The 19,169-nt window shown below is 43.9% G+C and carries 18 protein-coding genes; 4 read left to right on the top strand and 14 right to left on the bottom strand.

Annotated features, from left to right (window positions below; translation table 11 throughout):
- Positions 1-50: 50 nt before the first annotated feature.
- Positions 51-722, bottom strand: coding sequence for a 5'-methylthioadenosine/S-adenosylhomocysteine nucleosidase family protein (locus CN378_RS03010; RefSeq protein ID WP_098350455.1), 672 nt, complete (start codon positions 720-722; stop codon positions 51-53).
- Between the two features lie 62 nt (positions 723-784).
- Positions 785-1,264: an Lrp/AsnC family transcriptional regulator gene (locus CN378_RS03005; protein WP_098350454.1), complete on the bottom strand. Its 480-nt coding sequence runs from the start codon at positions 1,262-1,264 to the stop codon at positions 785-787.
- A gap of 196 nt (positions 1,265-1,460) precedes the next feature.
- Here CN378_RS03005 and CN378_RS03000 point away from each other — a divergent pair, with 196 nt between their 5' ends.
- Positions 1,461-2,402 (top strand): DMT family transporter, encoded by a 942-nt coding sequence (locus CN378_RS03000; protein ID WP_179884784.1) that lies wholly within the window; start codon positions 1,461-1,463, stop codon positions 2,400-2,402.
- 317 nt (positions 2,403-2,719) lie between these two features.
- Here CN378_RS03000 and CN378_RS02995 read toward each other — a convergent pair whose 3' ends face one another.
- Entirely contained in the window at positions 2,720-3,454 is a 735-nt protein-coding gene (locus CN378_RS02995) for an N-acetyltransferase (RefSeq protein WP_098350453.1), read from the bottom strand.
- Positions 3,455-3,467: 13 nt separating this feature from the next.
- A complete protein-coding gene (locus CN378_RS02990; RefSeq protein ID WP_098350452.1) occupies positions 3,468-4,577 on the bottom strand; it encodes a mandelate racemase/muconate lactonizing enzyme family protein in 1,110 nt (369 codons plus the stop codon).
- Positions 4,578-4,663: 86 nt separating this feature from the next.
- Between CN378_RS02990 and CN378_RS02985 the strand changes: the two genes are divergently transcribed.
- Complete coding sequence (locus CN378_RS02985; RefSeq protein ID WP_098350451.1) at positions 4,664-5,914, top strand: transcriptional regulator; 1,251 nt, start codon at positions 4,664-4,666, stop codon at positions 5,912-5,914.
- A gap of 5 nt (positions 5,915-5,919) precedes the next feature.
- On the opposite strand, the gene nhaC is transcribed toward CN378_RS02985, so the two are convergent.
- The 9 genes from nhaC to CN378_RS02940 form a co-directional block, all read right to left on the bottom strand.
- Entirely contained in the window at positions 5,920-7,338 is a 1,419-nt protein-coding gene (gene nhaC / locus CN378_RS02980) for a Na+/H+ antiporter NhaC (RefSeq protein ID WP_098350450.1), read from the bottom strand.
- Positions 7,339-7,467: 129 nt separating this feature from the next.
- Positions 7,468-8,562: an amidohydrolase gene (locus CN378_RS02975; protein WP_098350449.1), complete on the bottom strand. Its 1,095-nt coding sequence runs from the start codon at positions 8,560-8,562 to the stop codon at positions 7,468-7,470.
- Positions 8,563-8,664: 102 nt separating this feature from the next.
- Positions 8,665-9,192 (bottom strand): P-loop nucleotide/nucleoside kinase family protein, encoded by a 528-nt coding sequence (locus CN378_RS02970; protein ID WP_098350448.1) that lies wholly within the window; start codon positions 9,190-9,192, stop codon positions 8,665-8,667.
- 30 nt (positions 9,193-9,222) lie between these two features.
- Entirely contained in the window at positions 9,223-10,035 is an 813-nt protein-coding gene (locus CN378_RS02965) for a sugar nucleotide-binding protein (RefSeq protein ID WP_098350447.1), read from the bottom strand.
- Positions 10,032-11,945, bottom strand: coding sequence for a S9 family peptidase (locus CN378_RS02960; RefSeq protein WP_098350446.1), 1,914 nt, complete (start codon positions 11,943-11,945; stop codon positions 10,032-10,034). Before CN378_RS02960 ends, CN378_RS02965 begins: the two co-directional genes overlap by 4 nt.
- A 79-nt stretch (positions 11,946-12,024) precedes the next feature.
- Positions 12,025-12,933, bottom strand: coding sequence for an alpha/beta fold hydrolase (locus tag CN378_RS02955; RefSeq protein WP_179884783.1), 909 nt, complete (start codon positions 12,931-12,933; stop codon positions 12,025-12,027).
- 20 nt (positions 12,934-12,953) lie between these two features.
- Complete coding sequence (locus CN378_RS02950; RefSeq protein ID WP_179884782.1) at positions 12,954-13,565, bottom strand: CPBP family intramembrane glutamic endopeptidase; 612 nt, start codon at positions 13,563-13,565, stop codon at positions 12,954-12,956.
- 155 nt (positions 13,566-13,720) lie between these two features.
- Positions 13,721-15,820 (bottom strand): heavy metal translocating P-type ATPase, encoded by a 2,100-nt coding sequence (locus tag CN378_RS02945; RefSeq protein ID WP_098350443.1) that lies wholly within the window; start codon positions 15,818-15,820, stop codon positions 13,721-13,723.
- Between the two features lie 21 nt (positions 15,821-15,841).
- On the bottom strand, positions 15,842-16,213 hold the full coding sequence (locus CN378_RS02940) for an ArsR/SmtB family transcription factor (protein WP_098350442.1): 372 nt from the start codon (positions 16,211-16,213) through the stop codon (positions 15,842-15,844).
- 261 nt (positions 16,214-16,474) lie between these two features.
- On the opposite strand from CN378_RS02940, the gene CN378_RS02935 reads away from it, so the two are divergent.
- Together CN378_RS02935 and CN378_RS22495 are read left to right on the top strand one after the other, a co-directional pair.
- On the top strand, positions 16,475-17,320 hold the full coding sequence (locus CN378_RS02935; RefSeq protein ID WP_098350441.1) for a COX15/CtaA family protein: 846 nt from the start codon (positions 16,475-16,477) through the stop codon (positions 17,318-17,320).
- A gap of 579 nt (positions 17,321-17,899) precedes the next feature.
- Positions 17,900-18,073 carry a hypothetical protein gene (locus tag CN378_RS22495; protein ID WP_179884781.1) on the top strand — a complete coding sequence of 58 codons (174 nt, stop codon included), beginning with the start codon at positions 17,900-17,902 and terminating at the stop codon, positions 18,071-18,073.
- A gap of 263 nt (positions 18,074-18,336) precedes the next feature.
- Here the strand turns inward: CN378_RS22495 and CN378_RS02930 are convergent, their stop codons facing one another.
- Entirely contained in the window at positions 18,337-19,128 is a 792-nt protein-coding gene (locus tag CN378_RS02930) for a nucleotidyltransferase domain-containing protein (RefSeq protein ID WP_098350440.1), read from the bottom strand.
- Positions 19,129-19,169 lie beyond the last annotated feature (41 nt).

Here is a 19,169-nt window from a genome sequence, read left to right as displayed (position 1 = left end):
TCATGAAAAACATGATTTGTGCACGACAAACAGCCAGACTTTAAAGAGATTTATATAAACCTTTTTAAATAGTCCTCAAATATTTTGTTCATCACTTTCGGTGTATTTTCTATATAAACATTGATTTGTTCATTGTTTGATTCGACTTTATCAGAGTTTCGTTCATCTGTTGGAAAATCAGATATGCCTTTAATAATGATGCATTCAACATCATTCTTCCTGCAGATATAAGCGATTGCACCCGCTTCTGTATCGGCTATCGTGATTCCGTTTTCTTTAAGTTCTTCATAGTCCTTCCACATCACTACGGCTTTATCAGCGGTGCCTATGGTTCCGGTATAAAAATCATTTCCGTATTTTGATAGATTAATATCGACGATAAAGGATTGCTTAATAAAAGGCTCGATTTCTTTTACTGTGCAATCATATTGAACCGCTTTATCGGGTACAAAAATATCCAAATTACTGAATTGATCATCTATCCCTGCACAGGTTCCGGCAACGATGACTTTCGTTAAATGAAATCTAGAAATCATATACTGATTACCACCAACACCATTTACTTTTCTCACACCCGTACTGTAAAAAACAAGTTCAGTATCTTGAATGGTTCTGATGAAATACTCGCCGTAAGGATATGCGAAACGCTCATTATCTTTTACGCTGAAGTACTCCAATGTTGCATCAAATTCCCACTTCGTCGCTATACTTATTCCGATCATCGACTTACCCCTCTCCAAAGATCATTATATTTACGTTTCTGAATGCGGGGGCTGAACCCCACTCACTCCCCCAATATCGGCAGAACCGTCGAGTCCTTAATCTCCCTCAACGCCAAACTCGTCTGAATCTTCGTGATCCCCATTTCATTCAACCTTCTGATAAATAGCTCCAGTCCCTTTCGATCCTTGCATGCGACTTTCAGTAGATAATCATATTCCCCGGTCAAGCAATGACATTCCAGGACTTCCTCCATCGATTCCAGGGTCCCTTCCACTGCTTCCAGCTTTTCCGTTCTGTGTTCATTCGTGCTCATGAACACAAAGCATAGTAGATCAAATCCCAGTTTTTCGTGATTCAGAATGGCTACCTGCTTCTTGATATATCCTTCCGTCTCCAACCGCTTGATTCGTGCGTGTACGGCCGGTGCCGATAAATTGACCCGCTTCGATAATTCAAGATTGCTCAGCTGACCGTCCTTTTGCAGCAAATCCAAAAGCTGAAGATCCATTTGATCCAACACCCTGCTTACAACTGATTCCATGATTCTACCACCCTTTTCAATTGTTCCAAAAACCACTGATAAAACGATGTATAAATGAATTTTTATAATCTGATACTCTATCATACTTTCAATTATTTCGATTAATCTTCATTATACAATATGTTCTTTTGCAAATCGGATAAAATGTTAAAATTATTCTTATAGTAAATGTCATTGTGCACAGTGGCTCTTCGAAATGGAGCTGAATGACGTGAAATATCATTATCTACTGTTACTGACCAGCCTTCTATGGGGAGGTAATTTCATCGTGGGGAAAACACTTGTGGAGCATGCATCTCCGGGAACGTTGACGATATTGAGATGGGCGATCGCCATCGTCTGCCTGTTCCCGATGGTCTGGTGGAAGGAAAAGAAGCTCGTTCCACCTGTACGATCGATTCTCCCATTATGTTTGATGGGGCTGACAGGGGTTGCCCTCTTTCAGGCACTTCAATTTATGGCACTTGAGAAAACCTCTGCCACGAATGTTGGCCTGATTTCCACGTTAAATATGTTTTCGATTGCCGGAATCTCTTTTATTTTTCTCAAGGAAAAAATGAACGCCTTTCAACTTGCCTCCATGTTCATGTCCCTCTTTGGCGTGTTGCTTGTCCTGTCCAAAGGGAAAATGGAGATGATCTCTTCCCTGCGATTCAACGAAGGAGATCTATACATGCTCGCTGCCGTTGTGATGTGGGGCTTCTATTCCGTTTGCAGCAAATGGGCGATGAAGAGCGTCACACCGATGATGTCGATTCTTTACTCAGGGATATTCGGACTTCTTATCCTGCTGCCTTTCAATCTTCATAATTTCCGTGTGACCAATGTCGATGCTTCATTCGTGCAATCAATTTTGTATACCGGTGTGATCTCCACGGTGGTTTGCATGGTGCTTTGGAATGTGGGAGTGAATAAGCTGGGGCCAAGTACGTCGGGATTGTTCTTGAACTTTAATCCTATCTTCACGGCTTTGTTGGCGTTTGTCTTTTTGGGAGAAAAGATGAATGGGCTTCAGGCTGTTGGAAGTGTGATTGTTTTGGCGGGTTGTGTGTTGTTTTCGTTGTTGAAGACAAAGCCTCGTATGTTTAAGGAAGTTCCATCAGGCATGCTGTCGAATGAGCCTGTGAAGACTTTATAAAGAAAAAATGCTTGGAGAGAGATGCTCCAAGCATTTTTTCAGCGATTTCTACATACACAATAAGTCTTATAAAAATAAACCTCCAACATAAGCGGAAATATTCCGCTTATCGAGGAATTCTGCGCGAAATATCGAGTAATAGCCGGAAATATTCCGCCTATTTACTCCAAAAGCTTTAAAATGAACCATCCTCCCTTGCCTTAAACGGAAAAACTCCGCTTATTTCCCCCGAACCTAGTCCTCTTTTGCAGGATAACCGGAGAAACTCCGCTTATGAATCAGAGGATACTCAAAAGGAAGGATGAATTCATCTGCCTTCACTGCAATTCAGCTATTTTAATAGAGGTCATTGACTGCCTTCTCACATACAACACCCTATACCCGCCATCATCTTCCTCCTCCATCGAAATGCCGCGCCAGCCTTCTTGCAATAAAGCCTGCTGACCCTCGACATCCCCCATCGGAACTCTGGCAATCTCTGAGATCTCTCCCTCTCGATCCTCTCCATCAAGACGCTTAATGAACACATAGCGCAATTGATCGACGTACTTGATCTTAAGGGCAGCAATCTCCATTCCCTGCTTGAACTTATCTTTTAAACTGGGAATATTAAAGGGAGCGACGGTGCATGCCACATAGGTGAACCCTTGATCCAGCTTCACCTGCTCCTGCATGATCAAATGGGCCAGAGTTTGCTGAAGCCGGTTTCCCCTGTAATCCGGGTGTACATTTGAGATTTCCTGATAGATGACCCTTGGCAGTTCCTCTGCCTCGAGTCCAACATCCAGCCCCAGATGCTCTTCATCGATCGGGGGGATCAACAAGGCGCGGAATGCGATTAATCCCTTCTCTATAAAGGCTCCGATCATCAGCCCGTTTCCGGTTAATATATAGTCCAATTCCTCATACGTCAGGGGCTGTAGATTCTTCTTTTCCGTCAATGTCTCCACGACAAGCTCCTGCAGCTGCTGTACTTGACTTATATCTTCTTTACTTAACAAACGGACAGTGTATGATTCATTGTCAAGAAACCCTTCAAATAGATGATCCATGATCCCATGCTCCTTACTCTACGATACTTTTAAACTCCGTCAACTCTTCCAATATATCTTTATTTACGTTAACACCGAGGCCCGCTTTTTCAGACAGTCGGATATAGGGGACGTCATAATGCAGGTCTCCGATGTCCTTTGAAAACTTAATCGGACCCGTCAATTCTACACTAGTGATGATCTTTTTGGAAAAAGCCACATGGAATCCGGCTGCTGACGCGATCGATGACTCGACCATCGAACCAACCTGGCATTCCATCCCTGCCATCTCAGCCATGTGGGCAAGCTTCACGGCCGGGTAGATTCCTCCGCTTTTCATCAATTTGATATTCACTTTATCCGCTGCCTGCTTCCCGATGATCTCACGCATGTCACGTACGCCTTTCAGCCCTTCATCGATCATGAGGGGGATATCTGTCCTCGATTTGATCCGGACCATGCCATCTATATCATCTGCCAAAACGGGCTGCTCCAGCCAATCGATGTTCAAGTCTTGCAGGTGCCGCAGGGCCTTCATCGTCTGACTGCTGTTCTTCCAGCCCTGGTTCACATCTACCCGGATCGGCACGTCCAACCCGACACGTTCCCTGACTTTCCGTATTCGTTCAATGTCCTGGTCGATATCGGTTCCAACCTTCATTTTAAAGGATTGAAAACCTTTCTCGATCATACTGGCTGCTTCGTCTGCCATCGTATCCGGCTCTGTTATGCTCAGGACATGGGTGATCTGGAATTCGTCATGATAACGGCCGCCGAGGAGCTGATAAACGGGTTGATTCACTTTTTTTCCAATAGCATCATAGCAAGCGATATCGATGGCCGCCTTTGCTGTCGGGGCATTGCAAATGGCTTGATCCATCAGCTCATGGATTTTTTCAATATGAAACGGATTCTCCCCGATCAGTTTCGGGGCGAGGGTATGCTGCAGCACTTGAAATGTGCTTTCCCACGTTTCGCCTGTCACATGTTCATCCGCCACCGCTTCACCATATCCAATGATTCCTTCGTCCGTCTCCATTTCCAAAATGATAGAAGGCATATCATCATAGGTATGGTAACTTATGATAAAAGGCTGTTTCAGTGGTAATCGGATGGCATACAAATTTATTTTTTTTATGATCATATGTTAAACGCCCCTTAAACTAACAAATTTTATTTCCTCTTGGTATAATGTCGTTATATAGTCGTTAATTCAGAAAGGAGATTGTCATGAAAACGAAAATCGCCCTGATCGGGTCGAAAGAATTCATGGAACACGTCCAGACGTCCGTGGCACCAAATCTTTACAATATCGAACTGGTCCCCTATATTTACGATGAACCCCAGGAAGCAAGCATGCTTATGAAAGACCTCACACCTTGTGATGCCGTTTTGTTTTCCGGTGCACTGCCTTACTTTTTTTCAGAACAAGCCTGCCGCACACTATCTGTCCCGGTTCTTTACCTGGAACAGGATGAGACGGCCCTTGTGACATCACTGCTTTATATCCTGCACCATCATGGGATTGAACCAGACCGCGTGTCCATCGATTTAATGGATCTTTCTTTCATCGATCACGTCCAGTCAGACTTACACCTCAAGAACCCGCCCCGATACGTAATGGATTATAAAGAGCGCCTGCCCCACAACTTTCACATCAACGACTATACAGACTTCCACCGGCAGTTATTTCAGGATGGTCAAACCGAGTTGGCCTTAACGAGCATCCATGCGGTTTATGACCGGCTTGTCGAGATGCACATCCCTTGCATGAGAATGATCGACCCTGCCAAGTCGCTGATACGGGCCATCGAAGAAGCTCATTCCCAATCCCTTCTTTCGAAACGAAAAGCAGCCACGATTGCCGCTGCCCGTCTTTCCATTCAAGAATGGGATGGTGAACATGAACGTCTTCATGAGCTCGCCCGCTTGATGAAGGGAACACTCCAAAAAAATGAGGACGATGCTTCCTTCACGATTTACAGCAATAGGGGGAGCATCGAACATTTCCTGGAAAGCACCGACTTCCTTGAACACCCTATTCTTGCAGGCTTCGGATACGGTCCTACGGCAGCGGAAGCAGAAGCCAACGCACAGACCGCGTTGTCATATGCCAGAAAGATTGATCCTGATGGCTGCGCCTTTATTCTGAATGAGGAAAAAGAGTTGTCAGGACCTTACCCTGATAAAAGCAAGAAACAGCATCTGAAAAATGATACTCCCGAAATGCTGTCTCTTGCCAAACAATTAAAATTAAGTCCGTCGAACTTATCCAAAATCATTCAATTCCAGAAATCCCGGTCGTCCCGTGACTTCACAGCTGCAGAGCTTTCTGACTATATGCAAATCACGAGGCGCTCGGCAGAACGAATCTTGAAGAAACTGGTCGACAACGGTTCCGCTAAGATCATTGGAGAAGAAATGACGTATGCTCAAGGAAGGCCGCGCGCCATTTATGAACTGACCTTCCCCATCTATTGACCGGTTCAGGAGGAAAGTGTAGCATCCTCCTGCTCCATTGCCTTCATCTCGGTTTCACTCAGCTTGGTAATGCTGAAGCCCGTGAAGGCATAGATGATGGAAATGATCGGCACGATGAAATTCAGCACCGCATATGGAGCATACTCGAATGCATGGACGCCGAGCGTTCCTAAAATAAAGACGCCGCATGTATTCCATGGGATAAAGACGGATGTCAACGTCCCTCCATCCTCAAGGGCGCGGGACAGATTCTTTGAGTGCAGCCCTTTTTCCTTATAGGCATTCGCATACATCCTTGAAGGCACCACAACGGAAATATACTGTTCAGAGCATGATGCATTCGTGGCAAAACAAGAAACCACAGTGGAAGCCACCAAGCCTTTCGCTGTCTTTGTCACCTTAAGGATCTGGTTTACGATGGCTTGAAGCATACCTGTGTGCTCCAAAATCCCACCGAAGGTCATCGCTACAATCGTCATCGAGACCGTGTACATCATGGAATCGAGCCCTCCCCGGGAAAACAGATCATCGACCATCGTATTTCCCGTCTCGATCACGTATCCGCTTTGAAGAGCCGAAACAGCATCCGCAAACGAATCATGCTGAATGAAGACCTGTGCCCCAAATCCAAGAATGATCCCCACGATCAGAGCCGGTATGGCAGGAACCTTTCGTGCAACAAGCACAATGACAAGCAGTGGTACAATCAGTAAAAATGGTGAAATGACAAAGCTGTCCTGCAGAACCCCGATTGTTTTTTCAATGTCCTCGGTATTGACCCCGCTTTTTCCAAAGTTCCTTCCTAAATAAGCATATACAGCGAGGGCAATCACAAAGCCCGGTATCGTTGTGTAAAGCATATGTCGGATATGTACAAAAAGATCCGTATTGGTCAGTCCCGAAGCCAGGTTCGTTGTATCTGACAGCGGCGACATCTTATCACCGAAATAAGCCCCGGAGATAATGGCACCCGCAATCATCGGAGCCGGAATCCCCATACTAATGCCGATTCCCATGCCCGCAACGCCGATGGTCCCCATTGTTGACCAGGAACTCCCGATCGCAAGCGACACAACTGCACAGATGACAGCGATCGATAAAAGGAAAAGCGAAGGTGTGATCATCTTCAGACCATAATAGATCATCGTCGCCACGACTCCCCCGCCGATCCAAGCACCGATCGTCAATCCCACAAGCATGATGATGACGACGGCAGGTAGTGCAAGACGAATCCCCTTATACATCGCTTCCTCTATATCCTTCCACTTGAACCCCGCAAACCAGGCGACAAGTGCAGCCGTGACCGTCCCGATGATGAGAGGAATGTGCGGCCCCTGCTCCAACACGACAATTGTAATGGCCATTACGGTGATCATGACAAGCAATGGTATGATTGCCAGCCAAAAAGACATTTCTTTCTTCATCCAAATTCCCCCTTGAAATCCCTTTGTTTTTTGACTATTTATAATTGTCGCTAAATAGTCGTTATATGAGTATCATAAGGGCAGAATCTGGAGTCGTCAATCCGTTTTTGGTACCGTTTACAATTAGATTTATGCTTTTTTTAACGTCTCCGCTATTATTTTTGCAGCTTGATTCAACGCTGAAACATTAAATGTCATGTCCGGATGATGCAGCCCGGGAGTCAAATCCGCCCCGACCCCGATCATCGCCGCCTTCACTTCCGGATGCTTGATCGTGTAAAAATGAAAATCATCGCTGCCCGATGTAATGACCGGCGGAGCCAATGCTTCTTCACCCGCGATGGATCGAATCGCTTCCCTCGTGATGCTCTCAGCCTCTTCCGACACTTCCGCCCCGGGTGTATAATCTGCCCATTCATACTCAATCGTGACTCCGTACAGCTTGGCAATGCCATCGACCCCATCCTGGAGCCTGCGCTGTATTTCTTCCAGCACCTCATTCTTCTGGGCACGTACATCGATGGCAAACTCCGCATTTCCAGGAATGATGTTTAGATTCTCCCCTCCTGCAGCGAGCTTTGTCAGTTTGGCAGAATACGATTCAAATGGAGACAAATAGATCGTTTTTAAAAAGGCATGAATGGCCGCCAACACATCGATGCTATTCTTCCCCTGATGAGGTCTCGCACCATGAGCATCAACCCCTCTTATTTTCCCTTCCATGTAAATCCCTGCTCCGTGATGGACTGAAGGCGAAAAGGACCCATGATCCAATTCTTCTTTAGGTCTCAAATGAACGCCGAATAAATAACGGACATCAAGAAGTGCCCCTTTCTCAATCATTGTCAGCGATCCATTTCCCTTCTCCTCTGCAGGTTGAAAAATGAAACGGATCCGCTTATCCTTTGGAGGATCCTGAAGGCAATAAAGAAGCGATCCCAGAACCATCGACATATTGGCATCATGACCACAGGAATGATTCGCTTTCATCCCCCCGTCCACCTCTTGCCACAGGGCATCGATATCCGCGCGTACAGCCGTCACTTCCTTCCCTTCTCCTATCTCAGCGATCAACCCTGTCACATCAGAAAATCTCCTGTAGCTCACATTCAGTTCATCGAGGATCCCTGCAATTGTATTCGTCGTTTCAACTTCCTTCCAGCTCACTTCCGGATGAGCGTGGAAATGGGTGAACCATTCTAGTATCTGTTTTTCAACATTCATGCTTTTTCTCCTTTCATTCCTTTTCACTGTGTATGCTGAGAGTGGAAGGGGAAATCCTGCTTTTGTTCAAAAGCATGGGGCTGCACTGTTACTTACCACCCTTTAATTGTCTATCACTATTTCCCCTTCTCCTTGAGGTATTTCAAAACCATTAAGATATGACGTTAAAAGTTCTTCTGAAATAGGGAAGGAATTGGCATCAAACCGCTGGTTACGTAACGCAAGTCGTTCGCGTAAAACATGTGGTTGAACCTTTAAATAAACAAGTATCCATTTACCTCCGGAATCCTCGATCAGTTTTTTGTATTGGTTCCTTCTTGCGCGGTCCCAAAAACTAAAGTCAATCACCACCTGCTGTTTATCTTGAATGAGCTTTATTAAACGATGGCGCAATTTCTCTTCTGCGTCTTTTTTGTACTCCTCAACCTTTTCCATTGGGAAATCAATCCCCCACCGGCCATTCGTTGCCCAAATTTCTTCATCGATTGAAAGGCGGACAAACCCACCCCGCTCCAATATTTTTGAAAACGTCGTTTTACCGGAACCAGCCACACCACACATCATGACCACCAAAGGAGTTACATCATTTCGTTCACGATAAATGAGGTCAAAATTAAATGTATCAAACATTTACAAGCCTCCTATTTCAACAGGATCTGACTAAACTAAATCGCTTACCAATGCCCTATTCGTCTTCAACAAACGCTCCGGAAGACTTTTCCGAATGCTCTTCAACCCAAAATGAAAGGTCTCCGGTTTATCTTCAAGGAGGCAATCATGAAACGTAATATCTTTATTCGTAAGACTGCCAACTAATTCCTCAACGAATTGAGCCTGTGTCATCATATCGACCGCACCCAGATGAAAAACTCCTTTAAGGTGATGAAGAATGATGTATATCAACTGTTTGGCCAATAGTTCATCCGTGAGATGATTACACTCCAGATTGCTGTAAACATCAATAGAGCCTTCTTCAATCCCACTTTTGATCTGGTCCAGCCTCGGAGAATTCTTCCCCCATATTTGCGGAATACGTATGATAACGGCACGTTCCTTTAAAGTCTCCTGCAGCGCAGTTTCACACTCTACTTTGAACTGCCCATAAGGTGATGCAGCATTAGGTTCGTCTTCTTCTGTATGATGCTTCGTGAAGTCCCCATCGAACACGTTGGCCGTGGAAAAGTAATAGAGTGTGCTTTCCGTGTTTTGAATTTCCAGTGCAAGCTCCTTGTGAAACTCAAGCTGTTGATCGAAGGCACCACGTAGACATGAGATGATGACATCAGGCTTGATGTCTTGGATGACTTCCTTCATTTTTTTCTTATCCCTGATGTCTAATTGAAATTGTTTTTCTTCGGGAAGATCTACCGGTCTGGTTGCATAGGTCCCGTATACCTCAAAGGAACCTTTGCACTCTTTCACCAACGCTTTCCCCACTAATCCGCTTGCGCCCAAGAGGAGCATCTTCTTCATAACGAATCCCTCCAGTTGTTGCTTTCTCCAAGTATATAATGTGAAAACCACATCAAATTCTGCTTCATGATCGCGACATTCATCCCCGGCTGGTCAGGACTATAGGCCATTCCTTTAAAGATAATGAATTCTGTCTCCACGTCCATATCCTTCAACCCCTTGTGAAGCTCATAAGCATTGGAAATGGGAACCCGTGCATCCATGTCGCCGTGCTGGATCAAGGTGGGAGTGCAGGCTGATTGGATATAGTTCATGGGCGAAGTCTTTGCATACACCTCAGGGTCATTCCAAGGCGTATCTCCTAAATGCATACGAATGAAGTAAGGTATATCGGTATTCACGTAATGATGTCTCCAATTTGTAATCGCTCCCCCGACGGAAGCCGCTTTAAAACGATCACTATAAATTGAGCAGAAGGCTGATATAAATCCTCCCTGACTCCATCCCATCACCCCTACTCTTTTCTTATCAGCGATACCCTTTTCAACGAGTGCGTCAACCCCGGATATCACATCCTCACAGTCCCCGAGTCCAACGTTTCGATGGTTTGCTGTTAAGAAGTCATTGCCATAACCGGAACTTCCCCTGTAGTTTGGTTCCAGGACGATAAAGCCTTTTTCCACAAACTGCTCAACAGGATATTTTTCATTGAAACAGCCGGAATGAATGGGGAAAGACGCCCATCCCGGACCGCCGTGGATGAGGACCAGTAATGGGTATGTTTTATTTGGATCAACATCTGCGGGAGTGGTTAAGACCCCTTCTATTTCAAGATCATCCGTGCTTTTCCATGAGATGACTTGCCTGTGACTTTGGCGCTTGTCTTTGAAAAAAGAATTTTCATCCGTAATTTGTTGGTCATTTACATAGATTTCGAAGGTTTCATTTGGTTTGGCCATGGAATAGGTGAGATGATTTCCATCCCTTGTGATCGATGCATCCTTTACAAATCCGTCTTTATTATCACCGACAACGCCATTTTCGGTTACCAATCCAATATGATAGTTCGTTTGATCCTGCCACGTTATAAAAATTCCCTTAGACGTCCACCGTATCGGAATAACGGAACTATCCATATTGGACAGTGGTCGGGTGAACTCCCCCGTTTTCAAATCATAGATTTCCAAAGTATTGTCCTGTATATGGTTTTTGTAGTAATCCTTTTCCCTCATGCTTGCTGTATAACAGATTTGGTTGTTGTCGGAAGAAAAGCAGACACTCCCTCCTAGCAACCTATCGATATTCAACTTTTGCAGCTCGCCTGTTTCAATATCGAGTATGGATAGACTTCTATTAAATATTTCTTCCATGTTTGGACTTGGAGCAGTCAGTAACACAGCCTTTTTTCCATCGCTTGAGATATCAAATTCAAGTATGTGAAATTCCTGACCGTCCGTTAGCGGCTTCTCTTTTCGGCTAGAATCATTGATCTCAAGGTAATGCAGACAGTGATGCCGATATTCCCTGCCTACGTGATGGAAATCTCCATAGGTTTCCCTTCGCTTCTTGATTTCCTCCGATTCTTTGGACAGAGCAATGTAATAAAAACCTTTTCCGGTTGGAGCCCATTTGAAATGGGTTATCCCTTCTTTATGATCCGTCATTTGAACAGTAGGAGAGCCATCTAATGACATTACAAAAATCTGATTTTTCTTTTCAACTGAACGAAGGTAAGCGAGTTGTCTGGAATCTGGAGACCATGATGGGGACGTCCCTTCGTCGATACGGAAACATCGGCCCTTCTTTTTTTCATAGATCCATATATGTTGTTGATATGTATTGGCTTCCCAGTCCGCTGTTTGTTTGACGAAGGCTATATTTTGACCGTCTTCGCTTATAGTGGTATTTGATAAGGTTGGGAGTGAGAGTAGGTCTTTTATGCTTGGATATTTTTCGATATTGCTATTCATTTTTTAACTCCTTAGTGTTATTGGTACTGACTTCAACACAAAGAGCATCAATCCCTGCTTGAATGGATGCTCACGTAGGTCAGCAAATGGGGGACTGACTGTCAGGTTTAAAGTAGTTCCTGATTTCCTCCACAACCGCTTCTCTCTGATCCCAATGCAACATATGAGTAGCATTCTCTACCCATTTGACTCCCATCCTGGAATGGCTCTTCACATCTTCTATTAATTTGTCATTAATCACCTTAAACTCTTGAGGTAACGTAGCCACCAGCAACAACATATTATCCCCTAATTGACTATAAACCTTGTTGATAGGTGAACGGGCCATAGACTTAATCACTGAACCGGCGACTTCTGAATCAGCTATAAGCTTCACTCTTCCATCAACTTCTTTGACGTAATCCTTTGAAGCTATTATTTTATCTTCATTCCAATCGCTGTATGATTTAGCTTCTTCATCGTAAAAAGCTTTATAGCTTGGATATTCAAATGAATCAAAGGACTCTGCCGTGTATTCAATCTCCTTTTCTACACTGTTAATGTTCGGCCATTTCCAATCTGGCTTTGATGCCAGTTCATCTACAATGTGATAAAAATGAGCCTTGGTCGTATAGCCACCATCAAGTAGCAACGTTTTGATGACGTATGATCCATACTTTTTCATGAAATGAAGAGCTATATCTGCACCGTATGAGTGGGCCATAAAGTAAAATTTCCCTACATTCAATCTCTCCAGAGCCCGGTACAACCAAGTCGTCATATTCTCCATTTCATACTCTGCCTCGGTTGCGAACTTATCACTTTTTCCATGTCCGGGAAGGTCGATTGAAATGATTTGATACTCTCCTTTTAATTCTTCAGCTATCTCTATAAAACTCAGACTTGTGTTGCCCAATCCATGTAGACAAATGATGGTTGGGGAATGATTTTCTCCCCAGATGTGGCCTCTTAAATGGTAATGATCAATTGATAAGAATATTTCCTTCAAAATGGCACCTCAAGTCATTTTTATAAATTAATATATGTAACTAGCAGATTCCATAGCGAGTGAGCTATGATTGGAACCCAGATATTATTAAATCTAAGTGCAAGAACGCCTAAGCCCAACCCTAACCAGATAATCTGCAATGGAAATGGGTGTAAGAGGGCGAAAGTGATGGAAGAAAAGAAGAACATGAACACCTTCCAGCGCTTGGAGGGAACGATGATCAAAAGACCTCTATACAAAAGCTCTTCTTGGATGGGAACGATGAGGCAAACATTGAGTAATAGGAAAAACAAATGAAGTGTGGAAAGCTGCGGCAGTCTGATAAGCCCAAATGTATCTTCAAAGCCTATTATGGTCTGCTTTAAGAACGTCACACAGATCAGTGTGACTGTGATCCACATATACATTTTCTTCTCTTTCAGTACATCCAGACTGAATATGTGGATATATTTTTTTCCAAAAAGAAGTATCAGGATCATGAAAAAGATGAGGACCAAGAATCGTTTTCCCAGCTTAAACATTAAGGATCTTGGGATACCTTGGATAAAGTAAAACATATCTGGTAATTTCGCGGTTTCCAATACAAAAGCGGTTACGAATATGGTTAAAAACAATATGGCCTTCTTAAACACCGACAGTTCCTCCCTCATTCCCTCCCCTGAAATAAAGTAATACTATCCTATTGTAAGTTTATCATAACCATTTAGAAAATATTGGATTTAAAAAACACAAAAAAAGCCCATCGCCGTGGATGAGCCCTTTTGTCTATTTAATGAAGAAGTTCTAATTAATGTGACGCTTTTGCCTTTTCCCCGATCATCACTGTCAGACTGATCAATGTAACCAAAATGGTTGCTCCCATATCAGATAAGATGGCAATCCATAATGTCAGTAACCCTGGAATCGTCAGGAGTAATGCGATCAGTTTTAACCCCAATGCAAGGGAAATGTTGATCTTAATGATGTTATTGACCCTTTTCGCAATTTTGATGGCGGAGGGAAGTTTTCCGAGATGATCCTGCATCAGCACGATATCGGCAGTTTCAATGGCGCTGTCGGTTCCTTTCCCCATGGCGATTCCCAGGTCTGCTGTTGCCAGTGCGGGGGCATCGTTGATTCCGTCACCCACCATGGCCACTTTTCCTTTGTTTGTGAGTTCTTTTACTTTAGCGACTTTTTCGTCTGGAAGGAGACCTGCATAGTAATCGGTCAATCCTACTTGCTGTGCCACTTTTTCTGCCGTCTTGTCGTGGTCTCCTGTCAGCATCACCGCTTGTTTGATACCGGCAGCATATAGGTCTTGTATGATTTCCTTGCTTTCTTCCCTGATTTCATCCGTAATGCCGAATAATCCAAGAACTTCTGTATCGCTTGAGACGATCACAAGCGTATACCCATTCTCTTTCATCGTATGGATCTTTTGCTCGACTTCAGACGGAACGGAGCATTCGAGGCTTTTCTCGTTTCCGACTCTGTAGTTTTTCCCTTCGATCATGGCGGATACGCCTTGACCAGAGATAGTGTTGATTTCTTCAGGTTCTGAGAATGCCTGGTTGATGGAATCTTCACTGATTTTTTTCATGACTGCCTTTGCAATCGGATGTGAAGATGATTTTTCAATTGAACCGGCAATCCGGAAAAAGTTTTCTTGATCGTAGACAGCCATTTCTTCTACATACGGATGCCCTTTGGTAAGCGTACCGGTTTTATCAAATGCAACGGTGTCAATTTTACCGAGTTGCTCTAGGAATACGCCACCCTTCACAAGGATTCCGTTTTTCGCATTACGGGCAATCCCGGACACGATGGCAATTGGAGACGAAAGGATCAGTGCACAAGGACAACCGACAATGAGTACCGCGAGCCCTTGATAAAACCACTCTCCCCAATCCCCATTAAACAGGAGGGGGGGAACAAGTATCACCAATGCAGACACGATCATGATAATCGGTGTATAATACCGGGCAAATCGATTGATAAATTGTTCTGTCGGTGTCTTGGTTTCCTGCGCCTCTTCGACTAAGTGCAGGATTTTCGCAAGGGAAGAATCTTTGTATTCTTTCGAAATTCTTACCTTGAGGACCCCTTCGTTGTTGATGCTTCCCCCGAAGACTTTCTCATCCTTTTCCTTTTCAACCGGCATGGCTTCACCGGTTATGGCAGCTTCATTTACGGAACTCTTACCGGATTCGACGATTCCGTCTGACGGGATTTTCTGTCCGGATTTCACAAGGACAAGATCGCCTGCACGCAATGAATTGATCGGTACGACCCTTTCCTTGTCCCCTTCGATCAGAATCGCTTCTTTCGGTGCTACCTTCATTAATTCCTCCATGGACTTCCTTGCCTTTTCCATGCCCATTCCTTCAAGAAGTTCGTTGACACCGAAGAGAATGGCAACAAGTGTCCCTTCTTTCCATTCCCCAATGGAAAATGCGCCTATCAGGGCAATCGTCATCAGCGTATCGATGTTGAACTTGAATTTAAGCAGATTCTTTGCTCCCTTGATGAAGGTTGGATATCCGCTTGTCGCAGCTGCCGTCAAATACATGATGACCGGGACCAGATTATCCAATTGCGAATCTACATAGATCGCTGAGAAAAAAATGATGGCTGACATTCCAAGCAGGATCTTCATTGTGCTGCTGTTCGTATGCTCATGGGAGTGGTCATGGGCATGTTCATCCCCATGGTCCTTTACGAGGACCGCTCCATCAGCGGAGAGGATTTTCTCCACTTTTTGCATATCAACGCCCTTATTCAGGATTAATTTGCTGCTATTATAAAGAATTCTTGAACCTTCTCCATTTTCCAGCTTATTGATTTCCTCTTCCATTTCCCTCGCACAATTCCCGCACGAGAGCCCTTGAAGCTTATATTCGTCCATCTTGAACTCCCCCATTATTTCCTAGTGGTGTCTCGCGTGGTGCATCGTTTGCTGAAGCATGTTCATCACATGATCATCATCGGCAGAATAGTATAATGTTGTGCCTTCCCGCCTATATTTAACCAATCGCAGGTTTTTCAGGAAACGCAGCTGATGAGATACGGTTGTTTGAAGCAGCGACAGCTTTTCAGCAATATCATTAACAGAATGTTCTTTTTGCGCGAGTAGATGAAGAATCTTCACACGAGTCGGCTCGGACAACGCTTTAAACGTTTGAGTGACGATAAATAACGTCTCCTCATCGATCTCCACACAAGCTTCATCTATTTTGTCATCCTGTTTATGCCCATTGGGTTCCACGATATTTTCTTCATGTTTATTATTCTTTCGCATGTCGTCTCTCCTATTCTATTTCAATATATGACAATGTGTTCATGTATTCTTATTTATATGATAAAAAAAGAAAATGGTCCTGTCAAACAGATGAAAACCTTATCTATTTCATTTTTTATCCCCTTATTCCAATCCCTTCTAGCGATAGATGAACGTTATGTGACATTGCCGCTTAGGAATTGTGTTACGACTCACCATCCTGTTAATATATGAACATATATTAATATATGATCTATTCTAACACGAAAGGACTCCTATGAAATGAAAAATAAATTTTCGTTCTTTACGATTATCGTTACCATTGCGGCATTAGTTCTCGGCAACTTGGTAGTTGCGACTCATTCAGGTGATGCATGTGGAAGCGATTGGCCGATATGTAACGGCAAAATCATTCCCGACATCACTAATTATCGGATCGTGATTGAATACTCCCACCGGTTATTTACTACACTCCTCGGGCTTGTCATTCTAATCAATGCCATCATTGCTTGGAGAAAGACCACTGATAAAGCAGTGAAAGGAATAGCGGTTCTTTCCCTGGTTCTCTTATTTACCCAGGCGATGGTTGGTGCGATGAATGTACTATTGGGGACACCGACCGGTTTCACTACACTGGATGTCATGTTCAGCTTATTTCTACTAATCTCCCTCATTTTCCTTCATGAAGGCTTACAAAGAGGAGATGGCATCTTGAAGTTGAATGAAGTGAAAAGGCCTTTGATGATTGGTTTTTCAGCTGTCATGCTGGAGGTATTGGTTGGCGCTTTATTTAAACATTTTCAACTGAGCCAATTACTATTTGAAGTGAGGAACACAGATGTTGCACTTGCCAATGTTACTTACTCGATACACGGGATCCTCGGCATGGTGGCTTTATTCTCCGTTGGCTATGCCGTCTTCCTGGCGTTAAGGTTTAACGTGATGAGAAAATCAGCCTTGCTTCTTATCCTGCTCTCCACTTTGACAACCTTTGGTGGATTTGTGGTTAAAACAGAAGAACTGAGCCCTGTGACGTCATCAGCACACATGATCCTGTCCATTCTGACCGTAGCTTTATTGAGCAGGATGACGGCGTTCAGTTACTTTAATCAAAAGAAGGTCAAATAAAGTCATGAAACAAGACCGGCTCAACTGAGCCGGTCTTGTTCCCGGTTTACATGTGAAAGCAAGATATCCCTTCTGTAAGCTAAGTCTCCTCTAAATTATTCAAACCTTATCCTTCTTAATCCCACCATCAAAAATAGAGCCGCAAACCCAAGCAGAATCCCAACCGGTGCAGCGATGTCCGCAATCCCGCCGCCTCGTACCGTCAACTCAGCAAACCTTTCCAGTGAATGCTTAAGAAAGTCAGTTTCATGGCTTCACCCCGTGTAGAAGATAATCCCTTTAAAACCGTAAATCAATGCTTTGGTAAGAGGAGGATGAAGCGCATTGTCAGGTTTTTCCTTTTCGACAAAGGGTATAGAATGTATATCTCACATACAAAGGAGCGCATTGACATGAGCCATTATATTGGAGGCATGGGCTGGTTTATGATGAGAAAGAAAAGTGTAATGAAGAATTGTTGAAGTTGATTAAATGATTTTTTTATATTCACCAAGAGGCACTGGATTCTAACCGCTTGGTGATTCTTTTGTTCAAAGGCGGGTACATCGTTCTCATTAAAGAAAGCCAGGAGGTGACTGCATGAATCGCTGGTACTCCCCATTTATTGTCGGAATCATTGTGTTCCTGTTCTTATTGCTCATTGGGAAATACGAAGTGACTTTCATCCTGAGCTTAAGTGGAGGCATTACATTGGGCTTTTTTCTGATGTATTGGCTTAATAGGGGAAAAGATAAGAGAGCTGGGGGGAATTAGTTAGCTCTAGTATGGGGTTTGAATCGGAATGTGGTATTATTTGGAATAATACGCAATAATTAAAAAAATGACGCAATTATCGGAAAAATGACGCAATTAGTCTCTTCCCCCTTCTCTCTTAAAGAGAAATACGATAAGAAAAGAGCTCCAACCCGATAAATTGGCTGGAGCTCTTTGGTTTGAAAGCAATCTTGGACGATTTTAGCTGTATTCTTTAAGGGTTTTGATCATTTTTTCGATATAGGGTTTCCCATTAATTCTTCCTACTCTTCATACCAAACCTCCCTCAACGCATCCCTAAACAACATGTCCAATTCCTCCGTTGGGTCAGCTCGCTCTACCTTAATCGTTTTCACATACGTTTCTAAATGCCGGATTTTTTCAGAAACATATTCATTCATCAAATCCGGCCACGTCTCCAGGTTCAGTTCCTCCCCCGCCATTTTCCGTTTTACCAACAGTGCGACCGAATCTTTCATCTCACCCGCCGGCAGCAGGTCTTCAACCAGCTCCTGAAATGCAATCGGCGGGCTCGCATGATATTTCTCGATCCACTGTGCAGCCAGCAAGGGGCGAAGCACATTCAAGTATTTCTTAATCCCTCCTTCTTCAGGATCTCGAAAGTTGCCCTTCGCCATATTTACATAATGGTACAGACTGGGGACAGGTGAAAATAATGTCTGATTCAGTACCTTTATTCGATCAATAACAGTATAAGGTTGGTAATACACAACCGTTGATGTAAGCCATTCGATAATTGACGGGTTTGATTTCCTTAGTAATCTCAGTGCCTTCGTCAGCTCCCACCCGCTCATATCCAATAACGGGTCAATCGGAATGGAGATAGAATCCCTCGCAGGAATTTCAATCACATCCCTTTTTTGATCGATGGATAAATACCAGTCAGATTTGTGGATATAAATGAAGCGGACGTCATAGTCACTGTCCTTAGAGGGAAAGCCCCAAGCCCTGCTGCCTGATTCGCAGGCGAATAAAATTTTCAAGTCGTGATCGATTTCAATTTGTTTAATGACGTCGAGGATGTGATCTTTCATGCGTTCCCCCCCAATTGCACATTGAGATTCTAGCCCTCTTC

This window comes from Bacillus sp. AFS015802 (assembly GCF_002561455.1).
In the GTDB taxonomy this organism is placed as follows: domain Bacteria; phylum Bacillota; class Bacilli; order Bacillales; family Bacillaceae_B; genus Rossellomorea.
This window is presented reverse-complemented; position numbering and strand designations above follow the sequence as displayed.